Annotated in this window: 19 protein-coding genes; 11 read left to right on the forward strand and 8 right to left on the reverse strand. The window is 57.4% G+C overall.

Features of this window, described 5'->3' with window-relative positions:
* The first annotated feature begins 140 nt into the window (after positions 1–140).
* From F617_RS0108185 to amyA, 6 genes are all read left to right on the forward strand, one after another.
* A complete protein-coding gene (locus F617_RS0108185) occupies positions 141–1,382 on the forward strand; it encodes an NRAMP family divalent metal transporter (RefSeq protein WP_003511614.1) in 1,242 nt (413 codons plus the stop codon).
* A 123-nt stretch (positions 1,383–1,505) separates the two neighbouring features.
* The gene (locus F617_RS0108190; protein WP_019565000.1) at positions 1,506–2,273 is read left to right on the forward strand and encodes a LamB/YcsF family protein; all 768 of its coding nucleotides are present in this window, start codon (positions 1,506–1,508) and stop codon (positions 2,271–2,273) included.
* Between the two features lie 11 nt (positions 2,274–2,284).
* Complete coding sequence (locus tag F617_RS0108195; protein WP_019565001.1) at positions 2,285–3,094, forward strand: putative hydro-lyase; 810 nt, start codon at positions 2,285–2,287, stop codon at positions 3,092–3,094.
* 7 nt (positions 3,095–3,101) lie between these two features.
* Positions 3,102–4,700: a 5-oxoprolinase/urea amidolyase family protein gene (locus F617_RS0108200; protein WP_026330727.1), complete on the forward strand. Its 1,599-nt coding sequence runs from the start codon at positions 3,102–3,104 to the stop codon at positions 4,698–4,700.
* A gap of 11 nt (positions 4,701–4,711) precedes the next feature.
* Positions 4,712–6,442, forward strand: a complete 1,731-nt coding sequence (locus tag F617_RS0108205; RefSeq protein WP_019565003.1) for a biotin carboxylase N-terminal domain-containing protein — start codon at positions 4,712–4,714, stop codon at positions 6,440–6,442.
* Positions 6,443–6,574: 132 nt separating this feature from the next.
* Positions 6,575–8,062 carry an alpha-amylase gene (gene amyA / locus F617_RS0108210; protein ID WP_026330728.1) on the forward strand — a complete coding sequence of 496 codons (1,488 nt, stop codon included), beginning with the start codon at positions 6,575–6,577 and terminating at the stop codon, positions 8,060–8,062.
* Positions 8,063–8,100: 38 nt separating this feature from the next.
* Here the strand turns inward: amyA and soxR are convergent, their stop codons facing one another.
* A complete protein-coding gene (soxR, locus tag F617_RS0108215) occupies positions 8,101–8,556 on the reverse strand; it encodes a redox-sensitive transcriptional activator SoxR (RefSeq protein ID WP_019565005.1) in 456 nt (151 codons plus the stop codon).
* A 154-nt stretch (positions 8,557–8,710) separates the two neighbouring features.
* Positions 8,711–10,816: a TonB-dependent siderophore receptor gene (locus F617_RS0108220; RefSeq protein ID WP_019565006.1), complete on the reverse strand. Its 2,106-nt coding sequence runs from the start codon at positions 10,814–10,816 to the stop codon at positions 8,711–8,713.
* Between the two features lie 147 nt (positions 10,817–10,963).
* Here F617_RS0108220 and F617_RS0108225 point away from each other — a divergent pair, with 147 nt between their 5' ends.
* On the forward strand, positions 10,964–12,433 hold the full coding sequence (locus tag F617_RS0108225; protein WP_019565007.1) for a glycosyl transferase family protein: 1,470 nt from the start codon (positions 10,964–10,966) through the stop codon (positions 12,431–12,433).
* On the opposite strand, the gene F617_RS0108230 is transcribed toward F617_RS0108225, so the two are convergent.
* The 6 genes from F617_RS0108230 to repA all read right to left on the reverse strand — a co-directional run bounded on the left by F617_RS0108230 (position 12,430) and on the right by repA (position 18,303).
* On the reverse strand, positions 12,430–13,629 hold the full coding sequence (locus tag F617_RS0108230; RefSeq protein WP_019565008.1) for a low temperature requirement protein A: 1,200 nt from the start codon (positions 13,627–13,629) through the stop codon (positions 12,430–12,432). The two genes, F617_RS0108225 and F617_RS0108230, sit on opposite strands and share 4 nt — an antisense overlap.
* A 38-nt stretch (positions 13,630–13,667) precedes the next feature.
* Positions 13,668–13,940: a hypothetical protein gene (locus F617_RS0108235; protein ID WP_019565009.1), complete on the reverse strand. Its 273-nt coding sequence runs from the start codon at positions 13,938–13,940 to the stop codon at positions 13,668–13,670.
* Between the two features lie 66 nt (positions 13,941–14,006).
* The gene (locus tag F617_RS0108240; protein WP_019565010.1) at positions 14,007–14,219 is read right to left on the reverse strand and encodes a hypothetical protein; all 213 of its coding nucleotides are present in this window, start codon (positions 14,217–14,219) and stop codon (positions 14,007–14,009) included.
* Positions 14,220–14,618: 399 nt separating this feature from the next.
* Positions 14,619–15,896, reverse strand: a complete 1,278-nt coding sequence (gene repC, locus F617_RS0108245; protein WP_080801541.1) for a plasmid replication protein RepC — start codon at positions 15,894–15,896, stop codon at positions 14,619–14,621.
* A gap of 185 nt (positions 15,897–16,081) precedes the next feature.
* Positions 16,082–17,092, reverse strand: a complete 1,011-nt coding sequence (gene repB, locus F617_RS0108250) for a plasmid partitioning protein RepB (RefSeq protein ID WP_019565012.1) — start codon at positions 17,090–17,092, stop codon at positions 16,082–16,084.
* A complete protein-coding gene (gene repA / locus F617_RS0108255) occupies positions 17,089–18,303 on the reverse strand; it encodes a plasmid partitioning protein RepA (protein ID WP_026330729.1) in 1,215 nt (404 codons plus the stop codon). Before repA ends, repB begins: the two co-directional genes overlap by 4 nt.
* A 439-nt stretch (positions 18,304–18,742) precedes the next feature.
* On the opposite strand from repA, the gene F617_RS0108260 reads away from it, so the two are divergent.
* From F617_RS0108260 to F617_RS0108275, 4 genes are all read left to right on the forward strand, one after another.
* Entirely contained in the window at positions 18,743–20,128 is a 1,386-nt protein-coding gene (locus F617_RS0108260; RefSeq protein ID WP_019565013.1) for an FAD/NAD(P)-binding protein, read from the forward strand.
* 416 nt (positions 20,129–20,544) lie between these two features.
* The gene (locus F617_RS0108265; protein ID WP_019565014.1) at positions 20,545–20,940 is read left to right on the forward strand and encodes a RidA family protein; all 396 of its coding nucleotides are present in this window, start codon (positions 20,545–20,547) and stop codon (positions 20,938–20,940) included.
* A 32-nt stretch (positions 20,941–20,972) separates the two neighbouring features.
* Positions 20,973–22,061, forward strand: a complete 1,089-nt coding sequence (locus F617_RS0108270) for a D-TA family PLP-dependent enzyme (protein ID WP_019565015.1) — start codon at positions 20,973–20,975, stop codon at positions 22,059–22,061.
* Positions 22,062–22,133: 72 nt separating this feature from the next.
* Entirely contained in the window at positions 22,134–23,612 is a 1,479-nt protein-coding gene (locus F617_RS0108275; protein ID WP_026330730.1) for a M81 family metallopeptidase, read from the forward strand.
* The last annotated feature ends 7 nt before the right edge of the window (positions 23,613–23,619 follow it).

Below are 23,619 nucleotides of genomic sequence, written 5' to 3' on the forward strand. Positions count from 1 at the left end.
ATAACGTCCAACAAATAGACAAAATAAAAGAACGATTATCATTTATTGTTGAACAATATTGACAATCTCACGGAACAAGACAAGATCGGTGTCATAAAGCATCCGCGAGGGGCGGATTGCGACAGGAGCGGAGAAAATCCATGGAGCAGAAAAAGCTCACCCCGACTGCCGATCTCAAAATGTCAAAACGTGCATCTCTTCTGGGAGCAATCTTCCTGATGGCAACATCTGCCATCGGTCCCGGCTTCATCACGCAGACGGCGACATTCACCATGCAGCTTGGTGCCGCATTCGCCTTCGGCATTCTTGCTTCCATCCTCATAGACTTCGTTGTTCAGCTCAACATCTGGCGCATCGTAACGCTGACGCGCATGCGTGCGTCCGACATCGCCAATGCTGCCATTCCGGGTTCCGGCTATCTTCTCGCCATTCTCGTCATCATCGGCGGCCTTTTCTTTAATATCGGCAATATTGGCGGCACCGGCCTCGGCCTGAACGCCATCTTCGGGCTCGATCCGAAAATCGGCGGCGCCATCAGCGCAATCTTCTCCATCGCCATCTTCGTTTCCAAACGGGCTGGCCTCGCCGTCGACCGGTTCATCATTTTCGCCGGTATCCTGATGATCGTGCTGACGCTCTACGTTGCATTCGTATCCGCGCCTCCGGTCGGTGATGCCTTCCGCCAGACCTTCCTGCCGGACACGATCAATTTCGCGACCATCACCACCATCGTCGGCGGCACCGTTGGCGGCTACATCACCTATTCCGGCGCGCACCGCCTGCTGGACCGGGGAATGGTCGGCATTGAAAACCTGCCCGCCGTCAACCGCGCCGCTCTGACCGGCATCGCTGTCACCGGCATCATGCGTTACGTGCTGTTCCTCGCCATTCTCGGCGTTGTCGCCAGCGGCGTCGTCATCGATACATCGGGCCAGGCCGCCAATCCCGCCGCACAGGCTTTCCGGTCGGCCGCGGGCGATCTCGGCTTCCGCCTATTCGGCATCATCTTCTGGGCTGCGGCCATCACAAGCGTCATCGGCGCGGCGTATACCTCCGTCTCGTTCCTGCCCGTGTTCAAGCAGGACATGACCGAACGCGCCCGCAACATGGCGACGGTCATCTTCATCGCTGTCTCGCTCGTCTGCTACCTGCTCATCACGACGCCGCCCGCCGCCATGCTGGTCTTCGTCGGCGGCCTGAACGGTCTTATCCTGCCCATCGGCCTCAGCATCTTCCTGTTTGCCGCATGGAAGCGCGAAGACCTGATGGGCGGCCATCGCTACTCGCGCATTCTGCTCGGCCTTGGCGTTCTGACATGCGCATTGACGTGGTACATGGGCTACAAGTCCGCCGGCACCATTTTTGGCCTGCTCGGCCTGTAATAAACTAGAGCGTTTCCGCATTTCGGAGAAAAGCGGAAACGCTCTATATATTTGTTATTACGCATTTTCCCGACGCAAAACCGCTACGCACTTTTGCTGGAAATGCTCTAAAGGGAGGCAAACATGGCCGCTATCGATCTCAACAGTGATCTTGGCGAAAGTTACGGCGCGTGGCGCATGGGAGATGACGAGGCGATGCTTGCCATCGTTTCCAGCGCCAATATCGCCTGCGGATTTCACGCAGGTGACCCGGCCGGCATCTACCGGACCGTCAAGGCCGCTGCCGAAAAAGGCGTGGTCGTCGGCGCCCATGTTTCCTACCCGGACCGCGTCGGCTTTGGCCGCCGCGATCTGGATGTGACCTCCGAAGAGCTGATCGCCGATGTCATCTACCAGATAGGCGCACTGAAGGGTGTTGCCGCCGCTGCCGGAACCACGGTGCGTTACGTGAAGCCGCATGGCGCGCTTTACAACCGCATCGCCAATGACGCGAAACAGGGACAAGCGGTCATCGACGGTATAAAGGCCGTCGATGCCTTGCTGGTGCTGATGGGTCTTGCCAATGCGCCCATCCTCGATCTCGCCCGCAAGGCAGGCCTTGCTGTCGTCGCGGAAGCCTTCGCTGACCGCGCCTACACGCCCGAAGGCCAACTCGTCTCGCGCCGTGAGGCGGGCGCCGTACTGCACGACGCTGCCAAAATCGCCGACCGGATGGTGCAGCTTGCCCGCGAAGGAACACTCGAAGCCATCGACGGCAGCAGCATCAAGATCGAAGCACAATCCATCTGCGTGCATGGCGACAGCCCCGGCGCGGTGGCGATCGCCCAGGAAATCCGCCGCCGTTTCGAAGCCGAGGGCATCGAAATCCGCTCTTTTGCATCCATTCTCTAAAAGGGCGACCAATGACGATACCCTTATCCTTTCTGAGCCACACCAATGCGCATGCCGCCCGGACGGCCCGCGCCGATTATCGTGGCGGCCTCGTTGCGCCGACCTCCGGCATCGCTCCCGGTTTCACACAGGCCAACATGATCGTGCTGCCGCGCGACTGGGCCTTCGATTTCCTGCTTTATGCGCAGCGTAATCCCAAGCCCTGCCCGGTGCTCGATGTTTCAGATCCCGGCTCACCAACCACGCTTCTTGCCCCCGGTGCCGATCTCAGGACCGACCTGCCGCTTTACCGTATCTGGCGGGACGGCAAACTTGCCGAGGAAACGGCGGATGCGACCGCCGCCTGGGCAGAGCGTGACGATCTCGTCGCTTTCCTGATCGGTTGCAGTTTTACCTTTGAAACGCCAATGGTCGAAGCGGGTATCGAAATCCGTCACATGACCGACAAAAGCAACGTTCCGATGTATCTGACCAACCGCCCCTGCCGGCCGGCCGGCCGATTTAAGGGCAACATGGTCGTTTCCATGCGACCGATCCCGGCTTCGCGCGTGGCCGATGCCGCGACAATTTCAGGACGTTTTCCGGCGGTTCACGGTGCGCCCGTGCATGTCGGCGCGCCGGAAGAAATTGGCATATCGGATCTCGCGAAGCCGGATTTCGGTGATGCCGTGCGGATTGAACCCGGCGAGGTTCCAGTTTTCTGGGCCTGCGGCGTGACGCCTCAGGCTGCAGTCATGGCGTCCGGCGTGCCGTTCGCGATTACCCATGCGCCCGGGCACATGTTCATCACCGACATTCCCGATTCTGCCTATCACGCGTGAGGATATGATGCGTTTTCTCCCCGTCAGCCTCACCACCATTCTCGTCGAACTTGCCGATCTCGATGAAACGCTGGCCCTGTTCGCCTCGCTTCAGAACGATCCGATCGAGGGCATCGACGAAACGGTTCCGGCTGCCCGCACCCTGATGATCCGTTTCCGCCCCGAAAAGATTGGCGCAGAGGCGCTGGTTGCACGGCTTTCCAGCCGCGATCTCTCCGCAAAAATCGCGCCCTCGGACAATCTGGTGGAAATACCCGTCCATTATAACGGCGAAGATCTGGCCGACGTTGCCGAACTGACCGGCATGAGCATCGACGAAGTCATCCGCCGTCATACCGAAAGCGAATTCACCGTGGCCTTCTGCGGTTTCGCGCCCGGCTTCGGTTATCTGGTTGGCGGCGATACCGCTCTTCACGTGCCGCGCCGGCAAAGCCCGCGTACCCGCATTCCGGCGGGTTCGGTGGCGCTGGCTGGCGCCTTCAGCGGCGTCTATCCGCAAAACAGCCCCGGCGGCTGGCAGATCATCGGCACCACCCCGGTGAAGATGTGGGATATAGACCGTGATCCCGGCGCGCTTTTCCAGCCGGGTTATCGCGTGCGTTTCTTCGATATGGACAAGGCCGGAAGAACGGTTGATGTTCCCACCTCAGCGCCGCGCACCGCCCGCCCTGAGATGACAAGAGAAGGCCCGCATTTCGAGGTGCTCGCGGCCCCCATGCCCGCCATTTTTCAGGATCTCGGCCGCTTCGGCCAAACCGGACAGGGCGTCTCCGCCTCCGGCGCACTGGATCGTGGCGCGTTTAACGCCGCCAACCGTATCGTCGGCAATCCCGTTAACTCGCCGTGTCTCGAGCTGACGCTCGGCGGCTTTTCCTTCAAAAGCACGAGCCGCGCCGTCATCGGCATTGCGGGCGCGCCCTGCCCCATCACCGTCAAGACCGCAGATCGCAGTTTCACCGCACAAACCCATGTTCCCGTGTCTCTCGAACCCGGCGATATCGTAACCTTGGGTCAGCCGCCGAAGGGCATGCGCTGTTATCTTGCTGTGCGTGGCGGGTTCGATATCGAGCCCGTGCTGGGCAGCTATGCGACGGATACGCTCGCCGTAGTCGGTCCAGAAAGCGTGACTGCGGGCACTAGTCTGCCGCTGAAGGGCGAAAAGACAGGACTTTCCAGCGTGTCTGTCGACGAGGCTCCGGCCTTCGATCCGCCAGCAACCGGCGATATTGTGACGCTCGACGTGGTTCTCGGACCGCGTACCGACTGGTTCACGCAAAAGGGCCTCGATACGCTGACCGGCCAGCTCTGGCAGGTCACGCCGCAATCGAACCGCGTCGGCATCCGCCTTGCCGGCGAAGTGCCGATGGAGCGCAGGGACAGTGCCGAATTGCCGAGCGAAGGCACGGCCACCGGAGCAATCCAGATTCCCCATAGCGGCCAGCCCGTTCTCTTCCTTGCCGACCACCCGTTGACCGGCGGCTATCCCGTCATCGGCGCGGTCGCGGAATACCATCTCGATCTTGCGGGGCAAATCCCCGTCAATGCCAAAATCAAGTTCCGCCCGATCGGCCCTTTTGCCGAAATCGCGGCGGCTAAAAGTCTGTAGGGAGAATAGCGATGAAAAAAGTGCTGATTGCCAATCGCGGCGAGATCGCGGTGCGGATCATCCGCGCATGCCGTGATTACGGCCTGCAATCGGTTGCCGTTTATGCCGATCCCGATCAGGATGCGCTATTCGTTCGGTTGGCGGATGAGGCCTATGCGCTGGAAGGCGTCCGCCCCGCCGAAACCTATCTCGATATCGCCAAGCTGATCGCGATTGCCAAACGCGCCGGCGCGGATGCCGTGCATCCCGGTTACGGCTTTTTGTCCGAACGCGCCGAATTTGCGCAGGCGGTTATCGATGCCGGCCTTAGCTGGATCGGCCCCGACCCACATGTCATTGAAGCGCTGGGCGACAAGGTGGAAGCGCGGCGCATCGCCACCAGCGTCGGCGCACCGCTGGTGGCCGGCAGTGACGGCCCCGTCTCTACCGCCGCCGAAGTCACCGCTTTTGCCGAAGAATACGGCCTGCCCGTCGCCATCAAGGCGGCGCATGGCGGTGGTGGGCGCGGCCTGAAGGTCGCATGGAAGATGGAAGAGATCGCCGATCTCTACGAATCCGCCGTTCGCGAAGCGACCGCCGCTTTCGGTCGCGGCGAGTGCTTTCTCGAACGCTTCCTCGACCGGCCCCGCCATATCGAGGCGCAGGTTTTGGCCGACAAGCACGGCAATGTGCTGGTGCTGGGCACCCGCGATTGCTCGCTGCAACGTCGGAACCAGAAGCTGATAGAGGAGGCTCCGGCCCCGTTCCTGTCTGCCGAACAGCGACAAAAAATCCACGACGCGGCAAAGGCGATCTGTGCCGCCGCGGGCTATTCCGGTGCCGGCACCGTCGAATTCCTGCTCGGCGTTGATGGCACGATTTCTTTCCTGGAGGTCAATACGCGCCTGCAGGTGGAACATCCCGTTACCGAGGAAACCACCGGTATCGATCTCGTCATCGAGCAGTTCCGCATTGCCGAGGGCCACACCCTGCGGGTGGTTGAAACGCCGGAACCGCGCGGCCACTCTATGGAATTCCGCATCAATGCCGAAGATCCCGGCCGAGGATTCCTGCCAACACCCGGCACGATCTCGATTTTCGATGCTCCTTCCGGCCCCGGCATCCGTATGGATAGCGGCGTCGTCAGCGGCTCCAGCGTGCCTGGCGTATTCGACTCGCTGATGGCGAAGCTCATCGTTACGGGTACCGACCGCGATCAGGTTCTGCGCCGCGCGCGCCGCGCGCTGAAAGAATTCCGTATCGAAGGCATTGCCACGGTTCTGCCGTTCCATCGCGCCGCAATCGAGACGGACGACTTCATCGGCACCGACGGTTTCAAGGTTCATACCCGCTGGATCGAGACCGATTTCGCCGCCATGCCTGACGCGATGGAACGTCCTGCACCGGCTGAAGACCCTTCCATCACGCGCACCTTTCTGGAAATCGACGGCAAGCGTGTTTCTGTCGGCCTGCCGAACCTGCTGCTCTCCGGCCTCGGCGCTGTCACCGGCGGCAATGCTGCTGCCCCCGGCGCGTCGTTCAAGGAGAAGGAAGGTGAAATTATCGCTCCCGTTTCCGGCACCTTGCAATCGTTCAAGGTGACCGATGGCGAAACTGTTTCCAAAGGCGATCTTCTGGCCGTCATGGAAGCTATGAAAATGGAAACGCAAATCGTGGCGACGAAGGCCGGCAAGGTCCGCCTGATCGTCAAGGAAGGCGACTATCTTCAGGCGGGCGCGGCACTTCTCGAAATTGCGGAATAACGCATAGACCAGGCCACCGGACGGATCAGGGAAGGTGGTCCCCTCACAATCGAAGTTTGGTCAATACGGCGGCGGAACCCTTTCGCCGCCGGGCCGTTTATGGCGCGACCTGCTAACCATCATGAGGGAAATATGGCCGGACGCACCTTGCTTCAATTCTTCCATTGGTACTATCCGGACGGAGGGAAATTATGGAGCGAGGTGGCCGAAAAGGCGGAAAGCCTTGCCCGAATGGGTATTACCGACGTCTGGCTACCGCCGGCCTACAAGGGTTCTGCCGGCGGTTTTTCGGTAGGTTACGATACCTATGATCTCTTCGACCTTGGCGAATTCGACCAGAAGGGAACAGTCGCGACCAAATACGGTGATCGCGCTGCCCTCGAACAGGCTGGTCGGACGCTGAAGGAAAACGGCATCCGCGTCATTCACGACGTGGTTCTCAATCACAAGATGGGCGCGGATGAACGGGAGAAGGTGCGGGTTCGCCGCGTCAATCCCGATGACCGCACCGAGATAGAGGACGAGGATTTCGAGGCGCACGCCTATACGCGCTTCACCTTTCCCGGCCGAAACGGCACACATTCCAAATTCATCTGGGACCTGAAGTGCTTCAGCGGCGTCGACCACATCGAAGAGCCTGATGAGGACGGCATTTTCCGTCTCGTCAACGAATATGGCGACGGCGAATGGAATGAGGAGGTCGACGAGGAAAACGGCAACTTCGATTATCTCATGGGCGCGGATGTCGAATTCCGAAACAGGGCTGTCTACGAGGAACTGAAATATTGGGGCCGGTGGCTTGCCGAACAGGTGCAGGTGGATGGTTTCCGTCTGGATGCGGCCAAACATATTCCGGCATGGTTCTTCCGCGACTGGGTAGGCCATATGCGCGACACGATTAATCCCGACCTCTTCGTTGTGGCGGAATACTGGCACCCCGATATAGACGCGCTGAAAAGCTATCTCGATCTGGTCGACAAGCAGCTGATGCTCTTCGATGTCGCCCTACACCACCGCTTTCATGACGCTTCTAAGCAGGGCGGCGATTTCGACATGCGCACTATCTTCGATGGTTCGCTGCTTTCCGCTGTTCCAGATCACGCCGTCACGCTTGTCGACAACCACGACACGCAGCCGCTGCAATCTCTGGAAGCGCCGGTAGAACCCTGGTTCAAGCCTCTTGCCTATGCGATCATTCTGCTGCGCGAAGAAGGTGTGCCTTGCGTCTTTTATCCCGATCTTTTCGGTACGACGTATATAGACACCGGCAATGACGGCAACGACCATGAGATCGTCATGCCGGCTATCGAATGCCTTCCGAAGCTTATCGAGGCACGCAGCCGCTTTTCCAACGGTGCCCAGACGGATATTTTCGACGACCCGAGCTGCATTGCGTTTATTCGCCACGGTACCGCCGATGAGCCGGGCTGCGTTGTGGTGATGTCGAACGGCGAGGCGGCGGAAAAACAGATAGATCTCGGCCCTGAGCAGGCGGGAGCTGTATGGCGCGATTTCCTTGGTCACCATCACGAACAGATCACCCTTGACGAGCATGGCAAGGGTCTGTTTTCCACCAATGGCGGCAGCGTCAGTGTCTGGGTTCCGGCCGACGTCGAGTAGGAACAATTGCTTTTAAAGCGGCCAGCCGGAAACCTTGCTCATTTGACGGATACGAGACGGCGCGGGCCCGCGCCGGCATCGGCCAGAACATCGTTTGGATTGCGTAAGGGACAATCATCGAGTGAGAGGCAACCGCAACCGATACAGCCGGTAAGCTGGTCGCGCAGCATAATCAGGCTGTTGATACTAAGCTGCAGCATTTCCCGCCAGGACTGCGAGAACACGCGCCAGTCAGCCGTCGTCGCCACCCTGTCCTGCGGCAAATCCGCCAAGGCGTCCCTGATGATGCTGAGCTGGATACCTGCCCGCTGCGCAATGCGGATAATGGCAATGCGCCGCAAGACGGCGCGATGATAACGACGCTGGTTCCCGCTGGTGCGCCAGCCTTCGATCAATCCCTTCGCCTCGTAAAAATGGATGGTGGAAACGGCGACGCCACTACGACGCGCAACCTCCCCAACCGTAAGGCTGTGTTTAAAGATGGTATTTTCCATGCCGGCTCCGTTTTCTGAACGGCCTCCGCTCTGAAAAACGCGGAAACACACTAGAGAGCAGCCGGTATAATTCCTCAACCATAGTTGAGGTCAATAGGATGGATGGTAAAAAGAGGCGCCCATCGGGCGCCTCTGAATTCATAAATATCGCGGATCAGAATTTGGCGGTCATGCTGATCCAGAAGCGGCGGCCTTCCATGACCGTGTTGAAATCGTCAGCGCCGACTTCCTTGTCGAATACATTGTAAACCGCCGCGTTGAGATCGACATTTTCGGCCACCGCATATTTCGCCCCGATGTCGAGGGTGGTGTAAGCGTCATATTTACGCCCGGCCTTGCCGTTGATCGTAACCGGTTTGCCGTTCGTACCGATGCGCGGACCCGCATTGATTTCCGATCCGTGATAATTCACCGACGCCCAGGCTTCCAGCCCGTCCACCGGGGTGACCCATTCGCCTCTCAGATTGGCCATGTGCTCCGGCGTCCGCGCCAGCGGAAAACCCTCGTAATCGCCCGTCTTCTGTTCGGAATGCGTATAGGTATAGTTGCCGCGCAATGTCAGTTCCGGCGTCGCATACCATGCTGCCGTCAGTTCTATGCCCTGAATGACCGCGTCGTCGATATTGTAATTGTACCAGAGGCGATAATTGCTATCTTCGCTCCAGCGGGCAGGCGTACCATCCGGATTGAGCACGAGCGCGTTAGAAATCTTGTCCTTGAAATCTGTGTAGAAATAAGTGGCACCGAGGGCAACATCACCATTGTCCCAGAGTGCTGCCAATTCATAACTCGTGCTTTTTTCCGCCTCCAGACCCGGATCGCCGATGATCACGCCGCAGGTACCGTTCGAGGCATAGGTGCACCCACCGCCGCCAGTCGTATAGGCGTAACCCGGTGCGATCTGGCGGATTTCCGGTGCGCGGAAACCTGTTGAAATGCCGCCCTTGATCGTAAGATCGTCGGTTGCGCTCCAGACGCCGTAAAGGCGCGGGCTGAAATGATTGCCATATTTTTCATGGTTATCCAGACGAAGGCCGCCCGTCAGCGCAAAGCTATCGACGATGCGCCATTCATCCTCGACGAAGAGCGCCCATTGCGTCGCCGAGAAAGTTTCGTCGCGACCGGTACGGCGTCCCGGATTCTGGTCCTTCAGCTGTGCCTCGAAATATTGACCGCCGGTGACGAGCGTATGGTTGCCGAACAGTTCGAACGGCGTGGTGAACTTGCCGTCGAGAACGCTATTGCGAACCTCCGGCGAGCGCGGATTTTCAGTGATGCGTCCCGTGCGAAAGTTTCTGGTGAAGTTGGTGCGCTCGGCCCATTCCTGCTGGAAGGAGAATTCAGACGTGGTCGGTCCCCACCGGCCGGTATGCGACAATGACCAATGGTCGCGCGTATTGGTGTTGTAGGTGCCGTCTGCATTGGCTGCCAGCGTCTCGCCGGACTCGGCATCGCGGCGCAACCGTGCTTTGCCAGCCTCGAGATAGATGTCGTGATCCTCATTCGGCGTGAAGGTCAAACGTCCATTGAAATCATATTCCTTCGCGCCCGTCGTACCATTCAATATGCGGTCTTCGCCGCGCGTGAAGCCCCTGCCCCAGATCTGCAGCCCCAGCCGGTCCTTCAGGATCGGCCCATTGGCATACCAGGACACCTGACCGCTATTACCGAATTTTGAATGTTGCTGAACCGTACCCTCGCTGGTGACGGAGCCAGACCAGACATCGCCAACCTTGCGGGTGATGATGTTGATGACGCCGCCCATGGCATCGGAACCGTAAAGAGAGGACATCGGGCCGCGCACGACCTCGATGCGTTCGATCGCCGAAACCGGCGGTACGAAACTCTGTTCGAAGCCGGAATTACCATTGGTACGGGCATCGCGCGTGCTCTGCCTCTTACCGTCAACCAGGATCAACGTGTAAGCGCCGGGCAATCCGCGAATGAAAATATCCTTCTCATTGGCAATGCCGGTGACAGACACGCCCTGAACTTCGCGCAAGGCGTCTGTCAGATCGCGATAAGACCCCTTTTCCAGATCTTCTCGCGTCACAACCGTGATGCTGGCCGGAGCATCCTTTACATTCTGCTCGAAGCCGGACGCGGTCACCACGATCTGCTGAAGAACGGTGGTTCCGTCGGTCGCCTGCTGCGCGACAGCAGGCAAGGCAACGCTGAGCGCCGTTCCCGCCATAGCGACGGAAATGCCAGCCTTTATTATCGTCGCGGCCATATCCTGCCCGCGGTACTTCAATTCCATGTTACGCCCCCGCATTTAACTTGAGAATTTACCCCCACTTATTTAGGAGGGAGGTCTGGCGCAACGCGTTTGTTTTCGAACAGTTCTAAATTCCAGAAATTGCAAAAAGGCCCCCTCTAATCGGGGGCGGGGTAAAAAAACAGCAAGATGACAACCGGCAAGAGAAAAGAAGAACCAGCTTCCCCGACAAAGCCCGACAGGCTTGGTCAGCTGAAACTACTTGTCGCGTTCGATGCGTTGTTGCGGGAAGGAAGCGTCAGCCGCGCAGCGGCAGGCATGGGACTGCCGACATCATCGATGAGCCGGATACTACAGCAGCTGCGCGAGAAATACGGCGACCAGCTGTTCGTACGCACCGGCCAGGGTTTGCGACCCACCCCCTTTGCCGAGACCATGCGGCTACGCATTCGTTCGCTGGCGGCGGAGGCGGAAAACCTGATCGATTATTCACAGGAAAAAGCGGCAGCTCCCGCCGCCGCCAATGTTAGCGGCTGGGAACGGCCGGTGCTGATGAAGGCGCCGCCTCTTTCGCTGCGCCCCAGCGTTCTTCTGGAAGGTCAGCCGACACCGGAAAATATAGCGGACCGCCTTGCCCGCATCGGCCACAATGCCGATCCGCAGCACAGGCTCGCCAAATATATAGCGACCTCGGCGATGGGCATCGGCAACAGCCGCCCGCTCAGCCAGCAAGAGGCGATGGACGCGCTTTCGATCATTCTCGAAGGCGATGCAGATCCCATACAGATAGGAGCCCTACTTGCGACCATGCAATATCGCGGTGTGACCGCGGCAGAGCTTGCCGGTTTTATCGAAGCCATGTGGGGCCATATAAAAAGAGACCAGCAAGCGCCCGCATCGGTCGATCTCGACTGGCCGGCCTATATGTCGCCCAAACATCGTGATGCACCCTGGTTCCTGCATTCCGCGCGTCTCGTTTCCATGGCGGGATATAGCGTCTTGTTACACGGCCATGTGGGCCAGGGAGAAAATGGCGGTAAGCTCGAACTCGCCGCTGAAGCCTGCGGCATACCGCTCTGCCATTCACTTTCGCAGGCGGCCAAGGCCACTGCCTCGCAAGGCATCGCCTATCTGCCGATCGGTGGACTATCGTTACAGTTTCAGAGCCTGCTTGGCCTGCACGGCATTCTGGAAATGCGCCTGCCGCTCAATACGGTCGTGCATCTTCTCAATCCGCTTCGCGCCAGAAGCACCATTATCGGCGTCGCCCGGCCCTCCTATCAGGAGCTTCATCGCGATACGGCGCGGCTGCTTTCCGTCGAGAGCCTTGCCATTCTCGGCAATACGCGGGATTTCGCGCAATTTACTCCATTCCGCAGCACCCGGATCTTCGGTCTTTCCAAGGGCGAAGATGTCGAGTTCGTCATTCCCGCCCGCGAAACGCCACCGGCCGAAATGCCGACCATGTTCACCACCTTCGAATATTGGCGCGCCGTCTGGACGGGGGCGGCCAGAGACGAGAGAGCGGAAACCATCATCGTCTCCACCGCTGCCATTGCCCTGATGCTGGTCAATGATATGGTTCTGCCTTTCGAAGAGGCCTATGCCCGCAGCCTGCGGCTGTGGAACGACAGGGCACGCGATTTCGCCACTGCTTAGGCGTTGGCGACTGATTTTTTCAGCGCCAGATATTCCCACAGCGCCACCAGCAGCAAAATCCCCGTGCTTGCCAGTTGCAGCGCAAAAAGCGGCACGCCCGGCACCGGCAGAAGCAGGCAGAGCGCCGCTACTCCGGCAAAATGCGAGATCGGCCGCTGATAGGTGGCAGCAATCTTGACGCCGATATTACCGGCTAGAAACAGGATCGGGCCGCCAAGAATGGCGAGTGACTCCCTCATCGTCGTCCCTTCATGGGCATGGGACAGGCTGAAATCCTCTCCAACTGCCGTAAGGATGATGCCGGCCACGATAGGCAAATGTCCGTAGTTGAAAAGATTCTGGGCAATCTTCGCTTTCTCGTCGGCATGTTCGGCCTTTCTGGAGGCCTCTTCCTGCCCGTGATGGAAATAGATCCACCACATTGTGACGGTGCTGACGAAGGCCGAACAAAAGACGATGAATGTGAGGCCAGAATTCATATATTCCGTGGCCGTGCGGCCGGTGGTTAGGATCGTTTCCCCGAGACAGATGATGACGAAAAGCGCACAGCGCTCCGCAAGATGCTCGCCGGAGAGATGCAGCTTGTCCGCATCGCTTGCTTTCAATCCCGGGACGACATAACGACAAGCGGGTCCGGCATATTCTATCGCGAGCGCTATACCCCACAGGAGGATTCGATCCGTCAGATCGACAAGCCCACCAGCCATCCAGAACAGGCTCGATACGACTAGCCAGATCGTCACGCGCACAAAAACCAGAAAAGACTGCCTGTCCTCTCCCTTAAAGGCATAAAGTGCAAACAGGCTCCGTCCCACCTGCATGGCACTGTAGATAAGGGCAAACACGAAACCCTGTTCCGCAAAAGCCTCCGGCAGCGCGATGGCCAAAAGAACCCCGCCGAACATCAGGACGAAAAGCAGAATCCGGACAGGCTCCTTTTCGGTATTCAGCAGGTTGGTGATCCAGGTGGTGTGTATCCACAACCACCAAAGTGACAATATCAGTATGCCCGCCTCAAGCGCCGCTGTCGGTCCGAAGTCCTTTGCTAGCGCATGGGAAAGCTGAATGAGCGCGAAAACGAAAACCAGATCGAAGAACAGTTCAGGAAAGGTCGCCTTTTCTGCTTCGTGCCCGTCCTGTTTGATCCAGGTTTGCGCATCCGGTTTCTGCCCGGACGTTTCGCTTTCGGTTCCCATTCTGCCCCTGTTCGTCAATATGAATTATTGCGATCGCGTTAGCGTTGCACTTCATCCGAAGAATTAACATTCGAGTCCCGGCCGGGAAACTGCAGCGCCCGCGCATTGTCGGGGTAAAAACGCGGTCCTACCAGACGCACTGTCTTGCCGGAGACATCGGTAATATAATTCGATGCGGTCGCCCCAGGCGAGAATTCGGCGCTACGGGTCTTGGTCGGTTCCAATATGCTGACCTCTAATGGCTGAGCAAATATCGGGTGGCTCGTCGCGGAGATGACAATTGTCGCGATAAAGAGGGACTTGGAGAACATCGGCACATCCTGTCACAATTGACTGCGCCATAAACAGCCTTCGCCCGGTTTGGTTCCAGCCGTCTTTCAGCTGTCCTCGTCCAGATATGTGCGATATTGCACATAGTCCGAACTTGGTTGCCCGTCGATAATTTCCGGCGGCCGCCCCTCACCTCCGGTCAAATAACCGGCTTCTTCAAGTCCCGCCTTCAAGAGCTTTTCGATGGCGGTATCTCGAGGCAATGCAATGTCCGCCATGTAAACAGCGACAGCCAGCTCCATATCGTCTGGAAAAACCATAGGCTCAAGGCCCCCTTCCAACATCGACACGGAAACGCACAATCTTAGGGAAGGTTCAGTTCCAACATCGTGCCATATCGAGATATCTGCATTACCCCAGTCTAGTCAGGCAAGAAACGCGTAAAAATCGCGCTTTTCCTGCCCGTATCATCGCACTACCGCTAAAAGATACCCGGACTCAAGCGATTGAAACCAATCATGGAATAACTCAAACGAAAGTCAATCAAGGCTTAACTTTCATTACTTTGTATTAACCATAGGAACCCCTGCCAGCACAGTCTGTTCGTAAACACTGGCAGCCTCACAGCGAATCTTCGATGTCTTGCAGAAACAGCGTCAATGTAGCTGCAGACTGGGAGTTCGGCAAGCCGACGCCATTTTCTGTTCGTCCTTAAGAACTCATACAGCCATGCTTCTCTCCATCCCGTCAGTTCGACCCCGCAGTTGCGCCAGAAGCATGGCCTGAAGATCAAACCCGCCCTCGTGGGCCTTACGGGTGAGATTGCGCAGATATCCGCCCAGCGAGCTGATCTGGTCCGCCTTTTGCAGCAGGCAGGCAAGAATCGCTGCTGTTCCCTGTCGACCGAAAGTGGTGAGGGCGTCCTGGTAGGCCGACTGGCTAACGTTGAACATGGTTTTGATGACTGATGTCGCCACTTCCAGATCACGCCATCCAGTCACTGCTCCTCCGGGTGCATAGAGTGAAATGTCCGGGCAAGCCTTCACAACCAAAACAATATCAGGAACAAAAAATTGCTTATGAAGAACAGGCTTTGGCTGTTGCGATGACGGCTTTGCACTGACGGGTACGGCGTATTCTGGCTGTGAGACTGTCGTGTCGGCAGGTGCGACGATTACCGGTTCACGCAAATTTTGCGGTTTAGATATAGATTCGGATTCTGAATTCTTTATGAGGCGCTCATTTTGGCAGTCATTGCCGCCCGATTTCTCCGAATTTTCAATATTTTCCAGATAGTTGGTCACTTCTGCACGCAGGGAGACCAAAAATCCGGCGATTTCCTTGAGTTCGACAGGCTTTGAATTACGGCCGAGAGACCGGGCAATGGCATTGTAGCGCGCCTGGAATCCTTCTGACGTTACGACTTCACCGCTGGCGGCTATCATTTCGCAAAGCTTCTGGATATCGCGGCGGCACAGGCTGATGTTTTCACGAAGCCGCTGAAGGTCGAGCCGCTCGCGAACGATGCGTTCGGCGAGTTCCTCGATTTCCGATTTGCGGGCGAGAAGCGGTGCCAGCGAAAAACCATAGGCTTCGCTGATTTCCCCGCCCCTGTGCTTACGGGCGTAGCGTTTTCCGTTCGGACTATCCTTGCGAATGATGAGACCGGCCTCGACGAGAGCCGAGAGATGGCGGCGCAATGTCTGTTCTGCCATTCCATGTGCTCGCAATGACAATTGCGTATTCGACGGAAAGACGACCAATCCGGCTTCGCTGGAGAGTTCATTTTTCGGATAAAAACTCAGAAGGGCGTTCAAGACCGCGAGAGAACGATCGGTCACGCCGAGCAATGGTCTGGCTTCACAGACCGAACGGTAGAGTTTCCATTTATCGACCGCCTCGGTCTTTTTGTTTTTCTGCGCGGCAAACTGAGTTGCGAGGACGCCAAACGACATCGCTCGCCGCCCAAAGGGCGTCGTTACACATGTGCTGTCCATGTCTTTCACCTTTCACAAGGCAAAAGAAAATCGCTCACCGAAAAATTCGATGCCAAGACTCTTGACTATGATTCGCGGAAATGAGATTCTTTGGTTGCTTAGATCAAAGAAAGGCTTCCGTGCGGCAACGTTCGGGGGCTTTTTTCTTTTGTAATGCGTCTCCTGTTAGTCGTTGGTATTAACAATCACTGCTTGGACCGGTATTCGGCAAACAGCGCCTGAAGATGTTCCAGAACGAAATCGGCAAATTCCGGCGCCTCGTTCTTGTCGATGGATATATCCAGCTTGCGGTCGCTTTCGACCACCTTTGCCAGTCTGCTACCAGTTTCCGAAGACCAGACACCGGCTTTCTTTGCCTGTGCCTTGGGTTTCAGAAAATCCAGAAGCGACTTGAAGCGTTCTTCGGACGGAAGAGCGGCGACGGATGGCTCCCTTACATAAGCGCGCGCAGCTTCCTTGACCTGTGACGAGGAGAGCTGATCTGCGAGATCCATCCAGTTACGGCGACCGACGGTGGGTGCCGGACCAATAAGATCGACCAGATCCTCGGGAATGCGACCGACAACCGATAGCATGTTGGAAAGATCGCCCTTGTGCAGGGACATCGCCGCCATGATCGTATCACGCGGAAACCGCATCTGCAGTTTCTGGGCGAAGCGCGCCTTTTCGATATAGGTTAGGTCACGGCGCTCGTTGTTTTCCTGTCCCTGGGCGACAACCAGCTGTTCGTCGCTGAGATCGCGAACCACGGCCTTGACCGGAATACCCAGGTTGGAAACGGCGCGCAGACGGCGATGGCCAAATGCGACCTGATAACGTCCCGGAAATTCGGGATGAGGGCGCACCAGAATGGGAACCTGCTGGCCCTGCTGACGAATAGCCTCCACCAGGCCTGCATCCGCCTCTTCTGAGGCTGGCATGCGGTCGGGTATGAAGGACGGATCGATATCAGCAGGATTGAGCGAAACGATCGTAAGGCCCTCTGCGAGCCGTTTTTCGATCTCTTCAGCACGCTTGGAGCGTTCCGACACTTCGTTCAGAGACTGGCCGATCATGCCGACTGGCGAGTTCGACACATCCGTCACCAGTTCGGGAGAACCGAGGATGGGTCTGACACGCGGACGGGACCGCTCGGGAGTGGTATCGTTGTCTGTGCCTGGCGTGCCAAGATTGGCGAAAATCTGTTTTCTGCTCATGCTGCCCTACCCCACGCTTTTTTAATCAATCCCTCGATTTCAGCGTTCACGTTGTTCATGGCTTCCAGTGCGCGGTCATAGGTGGAGCGCGTGAACTGGGTTCTTTCCACCTCGAAAAGCGTCTGGTTGGTCAATCCGGCATCCGAAACGGCCGTGCTCTTCAGCATCGGGTGAATGAGGACGTTTTCACCGAAGATCGAGCGCAGGAAAGCCACCATCTGGTTCTGCGGCCCATCGCTCGGTTCGAAACGCGTGATGAGGTAACGCATCCAGTTATAATCGGAGCGTGCTCCGGCCCTGCCGATTTCAGCGAGAAGATCGCCAGTCATGGCAAGGAACTGGTTCATGGACATGACATCAAGCATTTGCGGATGAACGGTCACGAGAACCGATGTTGCTGCCGTCAGCGCCGAAAGCGTCAGGTAACCGAGTTGCGGTGGGCAATCGATGACCACGACGTCATAGAAGTTCTGGGCCTGGGCGATTGCCTGGCCGATGCGAGCGAAGAACAGAGTGTCGCCCGGTGCGCGGCGCATCAGTGCGCGCGGGGTATCATGTTCGAACTCCATAAGCTCCAGATTGCCCGGAACGATATGAAGGTTGGGAATATAGGTGCCGCGAACGATCTCGGCGATCGGCCGGCGTTCGTCATCGTAGCGGATCGCGCCGTAGAGCGTTTCATTCGGGCCGACATCCATTTCGGGCTGGTGACCGAAGAGAGCGGAGAGACTGGCCTGCGGATCGAGATCGATAGCCAGGACCCGGTAACCACGCAGTGCCAGATATTGCGCCAGATGCGCGGATGTCGTGGTCTTACCCGAACCGCCTTTGAAATTCATCACGGCGATGACCTGCAATTCCTCGCCGTCGCGACGGTGGGGCAGATAGCGCCGCGCGCCGCGCGCGCCCTGATCGAGAAACTTTCTGATCTCGTCCATATCCTCTACCGAATAGGAACGACGACCGGATGCCTGCGCTGCATCGAGCTCCGGACGCTCAGCGGCGATCTGACGAAGATAGGCTTCACCGATGCCAATCAGCCGGGCGGTTTCCGCCGGCGAAAAATGGCGCATACTCTTTTCGGTATGCGGCGAAAACGTATTCGCATTATGCGCCTGCAATTGGGCTGACAATGCAGCCGAATGCTGTTGTATAAGGCTCGTGAGGTCGGGTGCCCCTGCAGCAAATCTTGAGTCGGCACTCTGTGTCATGGATCTACTTTCGCTCGATATTGCAGTTGCGGTTTTTTTCGAAAAAGACGGTTTTTTCCGCAACTGAGATATAAGCGCCGATTCTCTTTTTGGCGCAATAGGCTTTTTCTCCGTATGCAGAAGTACCGCTAAGGCATTGTGGAAGAATCAGTTTTGCTTTTTGTGACAGTTTTTCGGTTAGCCGCGGCTAACTTCGTCCCCGTTCTGGCTGAGACGCGTTTTTTGGCTTCCCTTAAAACTGCCATGGAGCGATCAGAGCGAAAGTTTGCCGCGGCTAACTTTGGGAATCCCGCGTACCAAATGTGCAAGGCGCGATCCCGTCGGCGGAAAGTGAAGGGTAGACATTGGCAGATGTTTAATCTCTACTTATCAACTAGAGTATCAACGGGTCCGGCGCCCACCGCCTGACCTTTCGTGCTGTCGCAGGTTGGAGGAATAAATGTCCTATGATGTCGCTATCGTCGGTTCGGGTTTCTCGGCCATCTGTACCGCCGCTCATCTCTTATCATTCCTGCCCGGGGACGCGTCGATCGCCATTGTCGGCGACGAGTCGGATTTCGGGCGCGGTACGGCCTATCGTACCGAGTTGCCCTATCACCGGCTCAATGTGCCGGCAGGGCGGATGAGCGTATTCCCCGACAGGCCTGATGACTTTCTCGATTGGCTGACGGAGAATGGGCTCGGCAATGATCCATTGGCTTTTGCCTCACGTGGCGATTACGGCCTCTATCTCAGGGACAGGCTCGCCAGTCTGCTGAGAAGCCGGGATCAGCGGGCGAGGGTGGACTTCATCCGTGCCAAGGCTTCAGCCTGTCGCCCGGATGGGAATGGCGGTTTCTCTTTTGCACTGGAGAATGGTGAGAAGCTGCGCGCTAAAAATGTTGTCTTATGTCTTGGTGTCGGCGCAGCGAGTTTGCCGGTGCAAACTCTGACGAAAGATGACGACGCGCCGCATCGCATTATCGGGCATTGCTGGCAGTCCGGATGGCTGTCGAAAGTAAAGGCGGGGGACCGCATCTGTATTCTGGGTTCTGGCCTGACGATGATAGATCAGGTCCTGACGCTTCGAGGAAAGGGACACCGTGGCCCAATCCACGTATTGTCCCGCCGCGGACTTGTGCCGCATCCACATATCAGCCCGCCACTGTCGCCAGCTGATCCGCGCTTACCAGAAGGTTCGACCGAGATCAGCCGGTTAGTGCAGGCTCTGCGTAAGCAGGTGAAAGATGGTGCGCCGTGGCGTACTGTCATGGATGGTCTACGGCCGAAGACCCAGCTGCTTTGGCAGAGCCTGACATCTGAGCAGCGAAGCCGGTTTCTTCGCCATGCTTTGCCGTGGTGGAACATTCACCGGCACCGAATCGCGCCCGAAGTGCATAAGGCTTTTGAAAAGCTGTTATCTGACGGCGTTCTAGAGATTCACGCCGGTTATCTCCGCTCTCTTGACGAGCAGGACGAGGGGATCGCCGTACTCTATCGCCGTCGGCATACGGAGACGCTTAGAGAGTTTCAGGTCGATTGGGTCGTTAATTGTACCGGAATGGAGAGGGCGGGGATCGGTCATTCACGGCTTCTGGAAACCATGCGGGACGATGGCGTGCTTTTGCTCGACGCCTTTGGTCTTGGGGTCGAGGTCGATGGCCAGTCGCGCTTGTCAAGCTCGGACGGGCAGGTCTGGCCTGGCCTGTTTGCCGCCGGGGCGCTGACGGCGGGCCGCTTTTGGGAGATAACCGCCGTGCCGGATATCCGCGTGCAGGCGCAAAAGATCGCGCAAGCTGTCACGGACAGAGTAGTGTCGGACCGGCGGGTTTCGGCACACGGTTGATGTGACGGAAAGAACACTCGCACAGTGCCAGGTCTTGAAGATTTTGCGCTTGAGACTGTTCCTCTAACTTTTCAGATACTGAGGTTTGCCGCGGCTAACCTCTCTATTTCTTTCATCAGGCAGCCATCCGAATGTACCGGGCTTCCTCATTACGCGATAGAGCTAAGGGTTAGTAAGAGCCGTGGCTCAGCCAATAGCCGCTTCCATAGATCGCGATAGACAATAGGTTTTGGGTCTCATCATTCGGTTCGACAACGTGCGGCGATACGAATAGCTCACCGTGAAGTCCATCCGTCCGAGAGTTGATGATTTACATAATTGCTAAATTATTTACATCACTTATGGAATATTGATGCAAAACGAGCTATTAAACCCTTAAAAATACGATTTCTATGAAAATTATTTGCGAGGCATCTATGGAAAAGCAGAAACTGGTACGATTCGAGACGGCTGACGCTCAGGCTGGCGGACAGCGCAGGCCTTTTGCCAAGGCCGTGCGGGCCGGTGATTTCGTCTATGTGTCTGGACAGGTGCCAACAGTCGATGGTGAAGTAGTAACTGGCGGCATTGTGGCTCAGACCGAGCAGGTTGTGGCCAATATCATGGATGTTCTGGCGCTTGCGAATTGTACACTTGCCGATGTCGTCAAGGTCAATGTCTGGCTGGATGATGCTCGGGATTTTTCGAGCTTCAACGCGGTCTTCCAGAAATATTTCATCGATCATCCACCGGCACGTTCAACCGTGCAGTCGCCCCTGATGGTCGATGCGAAGGTTGAAATGGATGTTATAGCCTATAAGCCACTGGTTTGATTGCCAATTTCCGATCCTGAGAGCGTTTGACGATGACCTACCCCTGGCCTGACGAAGGTACCCCACTCGATGCGATCTCGACGCCGATGCCCGTGATCGACGAGGACCGACTTGCCGCAAATATTGCGCGGGCGCAGTCCTATCTTGATGGACATGGCATGGCTTTTCGCCCCCATATAAAGACACATAAGATACCAGCCATTGCGAAGCAGCAGCTTCAGGCGGGCGCCATCGGCATCAATTGCCAGAAGGTCAGCGAGGCGGAAGTTTTCGCGGATGCCGGTTTCGACGACATCCTCATTACCTACAATATCCTCGGCGTGGCGAAACTCTCGCGGCTGAGGGCATTGAATGCGCGTATCGGGCAACTGAGCGTGGTTGCCGACAGCGCCGTGACGATTGCCGGCCTTGCCGGCACATTCGATGCGGAAAGACCGCTTTCCGTTCTTGTCGAATGCGATACCGGCGGAAAACGCTGCGGTGTGCAGACCCGGGACGCCGTGTTGCAGCTTGCAGAAAAGATCGTCGCGGCACCGGGCCTCAATTTCAAGGGCATTTTGACCTATCCGGCACCCGGTGGCGCTGAAAAGGTGGAGAACTTCATTCGGGAAACCATGGCGTTGCTTGCGGAAAAGGGCATCGACTGCCCGGTTCGCTCCAGTGGCGGCTCACCGGATTTTTTCTCTGCTCACCTCGTTCCCTCCGCAACCGAATATCGGGCGGGCACCTATGTATATAATGACCGTTCGATGCTGCGCGCCGGACATTGTACCGCTGGCGACCTAGCAATGCATGTTCTTGCCACCGTGGTGTCGCGACCGACAGCTGATCGCGCTGTGCTCGATTGTGGCTCCAAGGCTTTGACCTCCGATCTCCTTGGGTTCAGCGATTACGGGCTGATTGAAGGGTATGAAGGCGCGAAAATCATGTCGCTTTCGGAAGAACATGCGGTGGTCGATTTGTCGGGCTGCACATCGGGCCGGCCGGAAATCGGTGAGCTGGTCAAGGTTGTGCCGAACCACACCTGCGTCATTACTAATCTTTTCGACAGGATGGTCTTCCATCGAAACGGTATCGTGACGCGGGTGGAAGACGTGGCAGCACGCGGCACCGTCTGGTAACATTACCCGGCTAATTAAATTGCAAAAAAAGATGCTGCCGAAATGCGGGCATCGGCAACGAGAATGACAGTCATGCGCATATTCACGGCATCGCTTGCCACCGAAACCAACACGTTTTCACCCGTCCCGACGGACATGGACGCCTTTCGCGCGGCTTTTTACGCTGGGCCCGGCGAACATCCGGAAACGCCGACACTGTGCTCCTCACCGGTACCAATTCTGCGCCGGCGCGGCAAAGCGGAAGGGTTTACGGTAATCGAGGGTACCTCCTGCTGGGCGGAACCGGCGGGGCTGATACAGCGCCAGACCTATGAAACGCTACGCGATACAATTCTTGCCGAGCTTGCCGCCGCCCTGCCGGTCGATGCGGTAATTCTTGGTCTCCATGGCGCCATGGTCGCGCAGGGTTATGACGATCCGGAAGGCGATTTCCTGTCACATGTCCGCACGCTTGTTGGTCCCGACGTACTGATCGCGGCGGAATTCGATCCCCACAGCCATTTGACCCCTTTAAGGGTCCAAAATCTCGATATAATGGCGACGTTTCTGGAATTCCCGCATACGGATTTTGAGGAACGTGGTGAGCACGTCGTTGAACTGGCACTTCGCACCCTGCGCGGAGAAATCAGGCCGGTTATTTCCACTTTCGATTGCCGCATGATCACCATTTACCCCACCAGCCGCGAACCGATGCGTTCTTATGTTGACCGTTTGAAGGCTTTGGAGGGTAAGGACGGCGTGCTGTCTATTTCCGTCATTCACGGTTTCATGGCAGGCGATGTACCAGATATGGGCACGCGTATCGTCGTCGTGACAGATAATGACAGGGCAAAAGGCGACGCACTGGCCGAAAAACTCGGCCATGAGCTTTATGCCATGCGCAAGTTGACTGCCATGCCGATGCTCGACACGGAATCGGGTCTCGACAGGGCTCTCGCCATTCGTAGTGAGCATCCGGATATGCCGGTCGTGGTGTCGGATATATGGGATAATCCCGGTGGCGGCGTTGCGGGTGATGCCACCCATATTCTGCGGCGCATGGTGGAGCGCGGCATGGACAATATCGGTGTGGCAACGATCTGGGATCCGATTGCTGTGTCTTTCTGTCACGCGGCAGGCGAGGGGGCGGAGATTGATCTGCGTATTGGCGGCAAATCCAGTCCCGAAGGTGGCGAGCCGCTCGATTTCCGGATCAGGGTCATGCGCACTGCAGAAGCAGGGTGGCAGAGTTTCCGAAATAGCCGCGTCACGCTCGGCCGCGCCGCCGTCGTTCGACCGGTCGGAACGGAAATCGATATCATTCTCATTACCAGCCGCACGCAAACTTATGAGCCGGATATCTTTTCCAATCTCGGCATTGATTTTGCCAGGAAAGACGTGCTGCTGGTGAAGTCCACCAACCACTTCCATGCGGGTTTTGCGCCGGTCGCTTCCGAGATCGTTTATATCGCCGCGCCCACTTCCTATCCGACCGATCCGGCCACAACCGCCTATCGCAAGGCAAGCCTCCAGCTATGGCCACGGGTGGCCGATCCGCTGGGGTTGGACTGAGGCTGCG

It is taken from the genome of Agrobacterium sp. 10MFCol1.1 (genome assembly GCF_000381165.1).
Classification (GTDB): Bacteria; Pseudomonadota; Alphaproteobacteria; order Rhizobiales; family Rhizobiaceae; genus Agrobacterium; species Agrobacterium tumefaciens.

What these genes read in the sequence shown, in the direction of transcription:
- F617_RS0108185 (WP_003511614.1), top strand. Translation starts at nt 141, where the DNA reads ATGGAGCAGAAAAAGCTCACCCCGACTGCCGATCTCAAAATGTCAAAA.
- F617_RS0108190 (WP_019565000.1), top strand. Translation starts at nt 1,506, where the DNA reads ATGGCCGCTATCGATCTCAACAGTGATCTTGGCGAAAGTTACGGCGCG.
- F617_RS0108195 (WP_019565001.1), top strand. Translation starts at nt 2,285, where the DNA reads ATGACGATACCCTTATCCTTTCTGAGCCACACCAATGCGCATGCCGCC.
- F617_RS0108200 (WP_026330727.1), top strand. Translation starts at nt 3,102, where the DNA reads ATGCGTTTTCTCCCCGTCAGCCTCACCACCATTCTCGTCGAACTTGCC.
- F617_RS0108205 (WP_019565003.1), top strand. Translation starts at nt 4,712, where the DNA reads ATGAAAAAAGTGCTGATTGCCAATCGCGGCGAGATCGCGGTGCGGATC.
- amyA (WP_026330728.1), top strand. Translation starts at nt 6,575, where the DNA reads ATGGCCGGACGCACCTTGCTTCAATTCTTCCATTGGTACTATCCGGAC.
- soxR (WP_019565005.1), bottom strand. Translation starts at nt 8,556, where the DNA reads ATGGAAAATACCATCTTTAAACACAGCCTTACGGTTGGGGAGGTTGCG.
- F617_RS0108220 (WP_019565006.1), bottom strand. Translation starts at nt 10,816, where the DNA reads ATGGAATTGAAGTACCGCGGGCAGGATATGGCCGCGACGATAATAAAG.
- F617_RS0108225 (WP_019565007.1), top strand. Translation starts at nt 10,964, where the DNA reads ATGACAACCGGCAAGAGAAAAGAAGAACCAGCTTCCCCGACAAAGCCC.
- F617_RS0108230 (WP_019565008.1), bottom strand. Translation starts at nt 13,629, where the DNA reads ATGGGAACCGAAAGCGAAACGTCCGGGCAGAAACCGGATGCGCAAACC.
- F617_RS0108235 (WP_019565009.1), bottom strand. Translation starts at nt 13,940, where the DNA reads ATGTTCTCCAAGTCCCTCTTTATCGCGACAATTGTCATCTCCGCGACG.
- F617_RS0108240 (WP_019565010.1), bottom strand. Translation starts at nt 14,219, where the DNA reads ATGGTTTTTCCAGACGATATGGAGCTGGCTGTCGCTGTTTACATGGCG.
- repC (WP_080801541.1), bottom strand. Translation starts at nt 15,896, where the DNA reads ATGGACAGCACATGTGTAACGACGCCCTTTGGGCGGCGAGCGATGTCG.
- repB (WP_019565012.1), bottom strand. Translation starts at nt 17,092, where the DNA reads ATGAGCAGAAAACAGATTTTCGCCAATCTTGGCACGCCAGGCACAGAC.
- repA (WP_026330729.1), bottom strand. Translation starts at nt 18,303, where the DNA reads ATGACACAGAGTGCCGACTCAAGATTTGCTGCAGGGGCACCCGACCTC.
- F617_RS0108260 (WP_019565013.1), top strand. Translation starts at nt 18,743, where the DNA reads ATGTCCTATGATGTCGCTATCGTCGGTTCGGGTTTCTCGGCCATCTGT.
- F617_RS0108265 (WP_019565014.1), top strand. Translation starts at nt 20,545, where the DNA reads ATGGAAAAGCAGAAACTGGTACGATTCGAGACGGCTGACGCTCAGGCT.
- F617_RS0108270 (WP_019565015.1), top strand. Translation starts at nt 20,973, where the DNA reads ATGACCTACCCCTGGCCTGACGAAGGTACCCCACTCGATGCGATCTCG.
- F617_RS0108275 (WP_026330730.1), top strand. Translation starts at nt 22,134, where the DNA reads ATGCGCATATTCACGGCATCGCTTGCCACCGAAACCAACACGTTTTCA.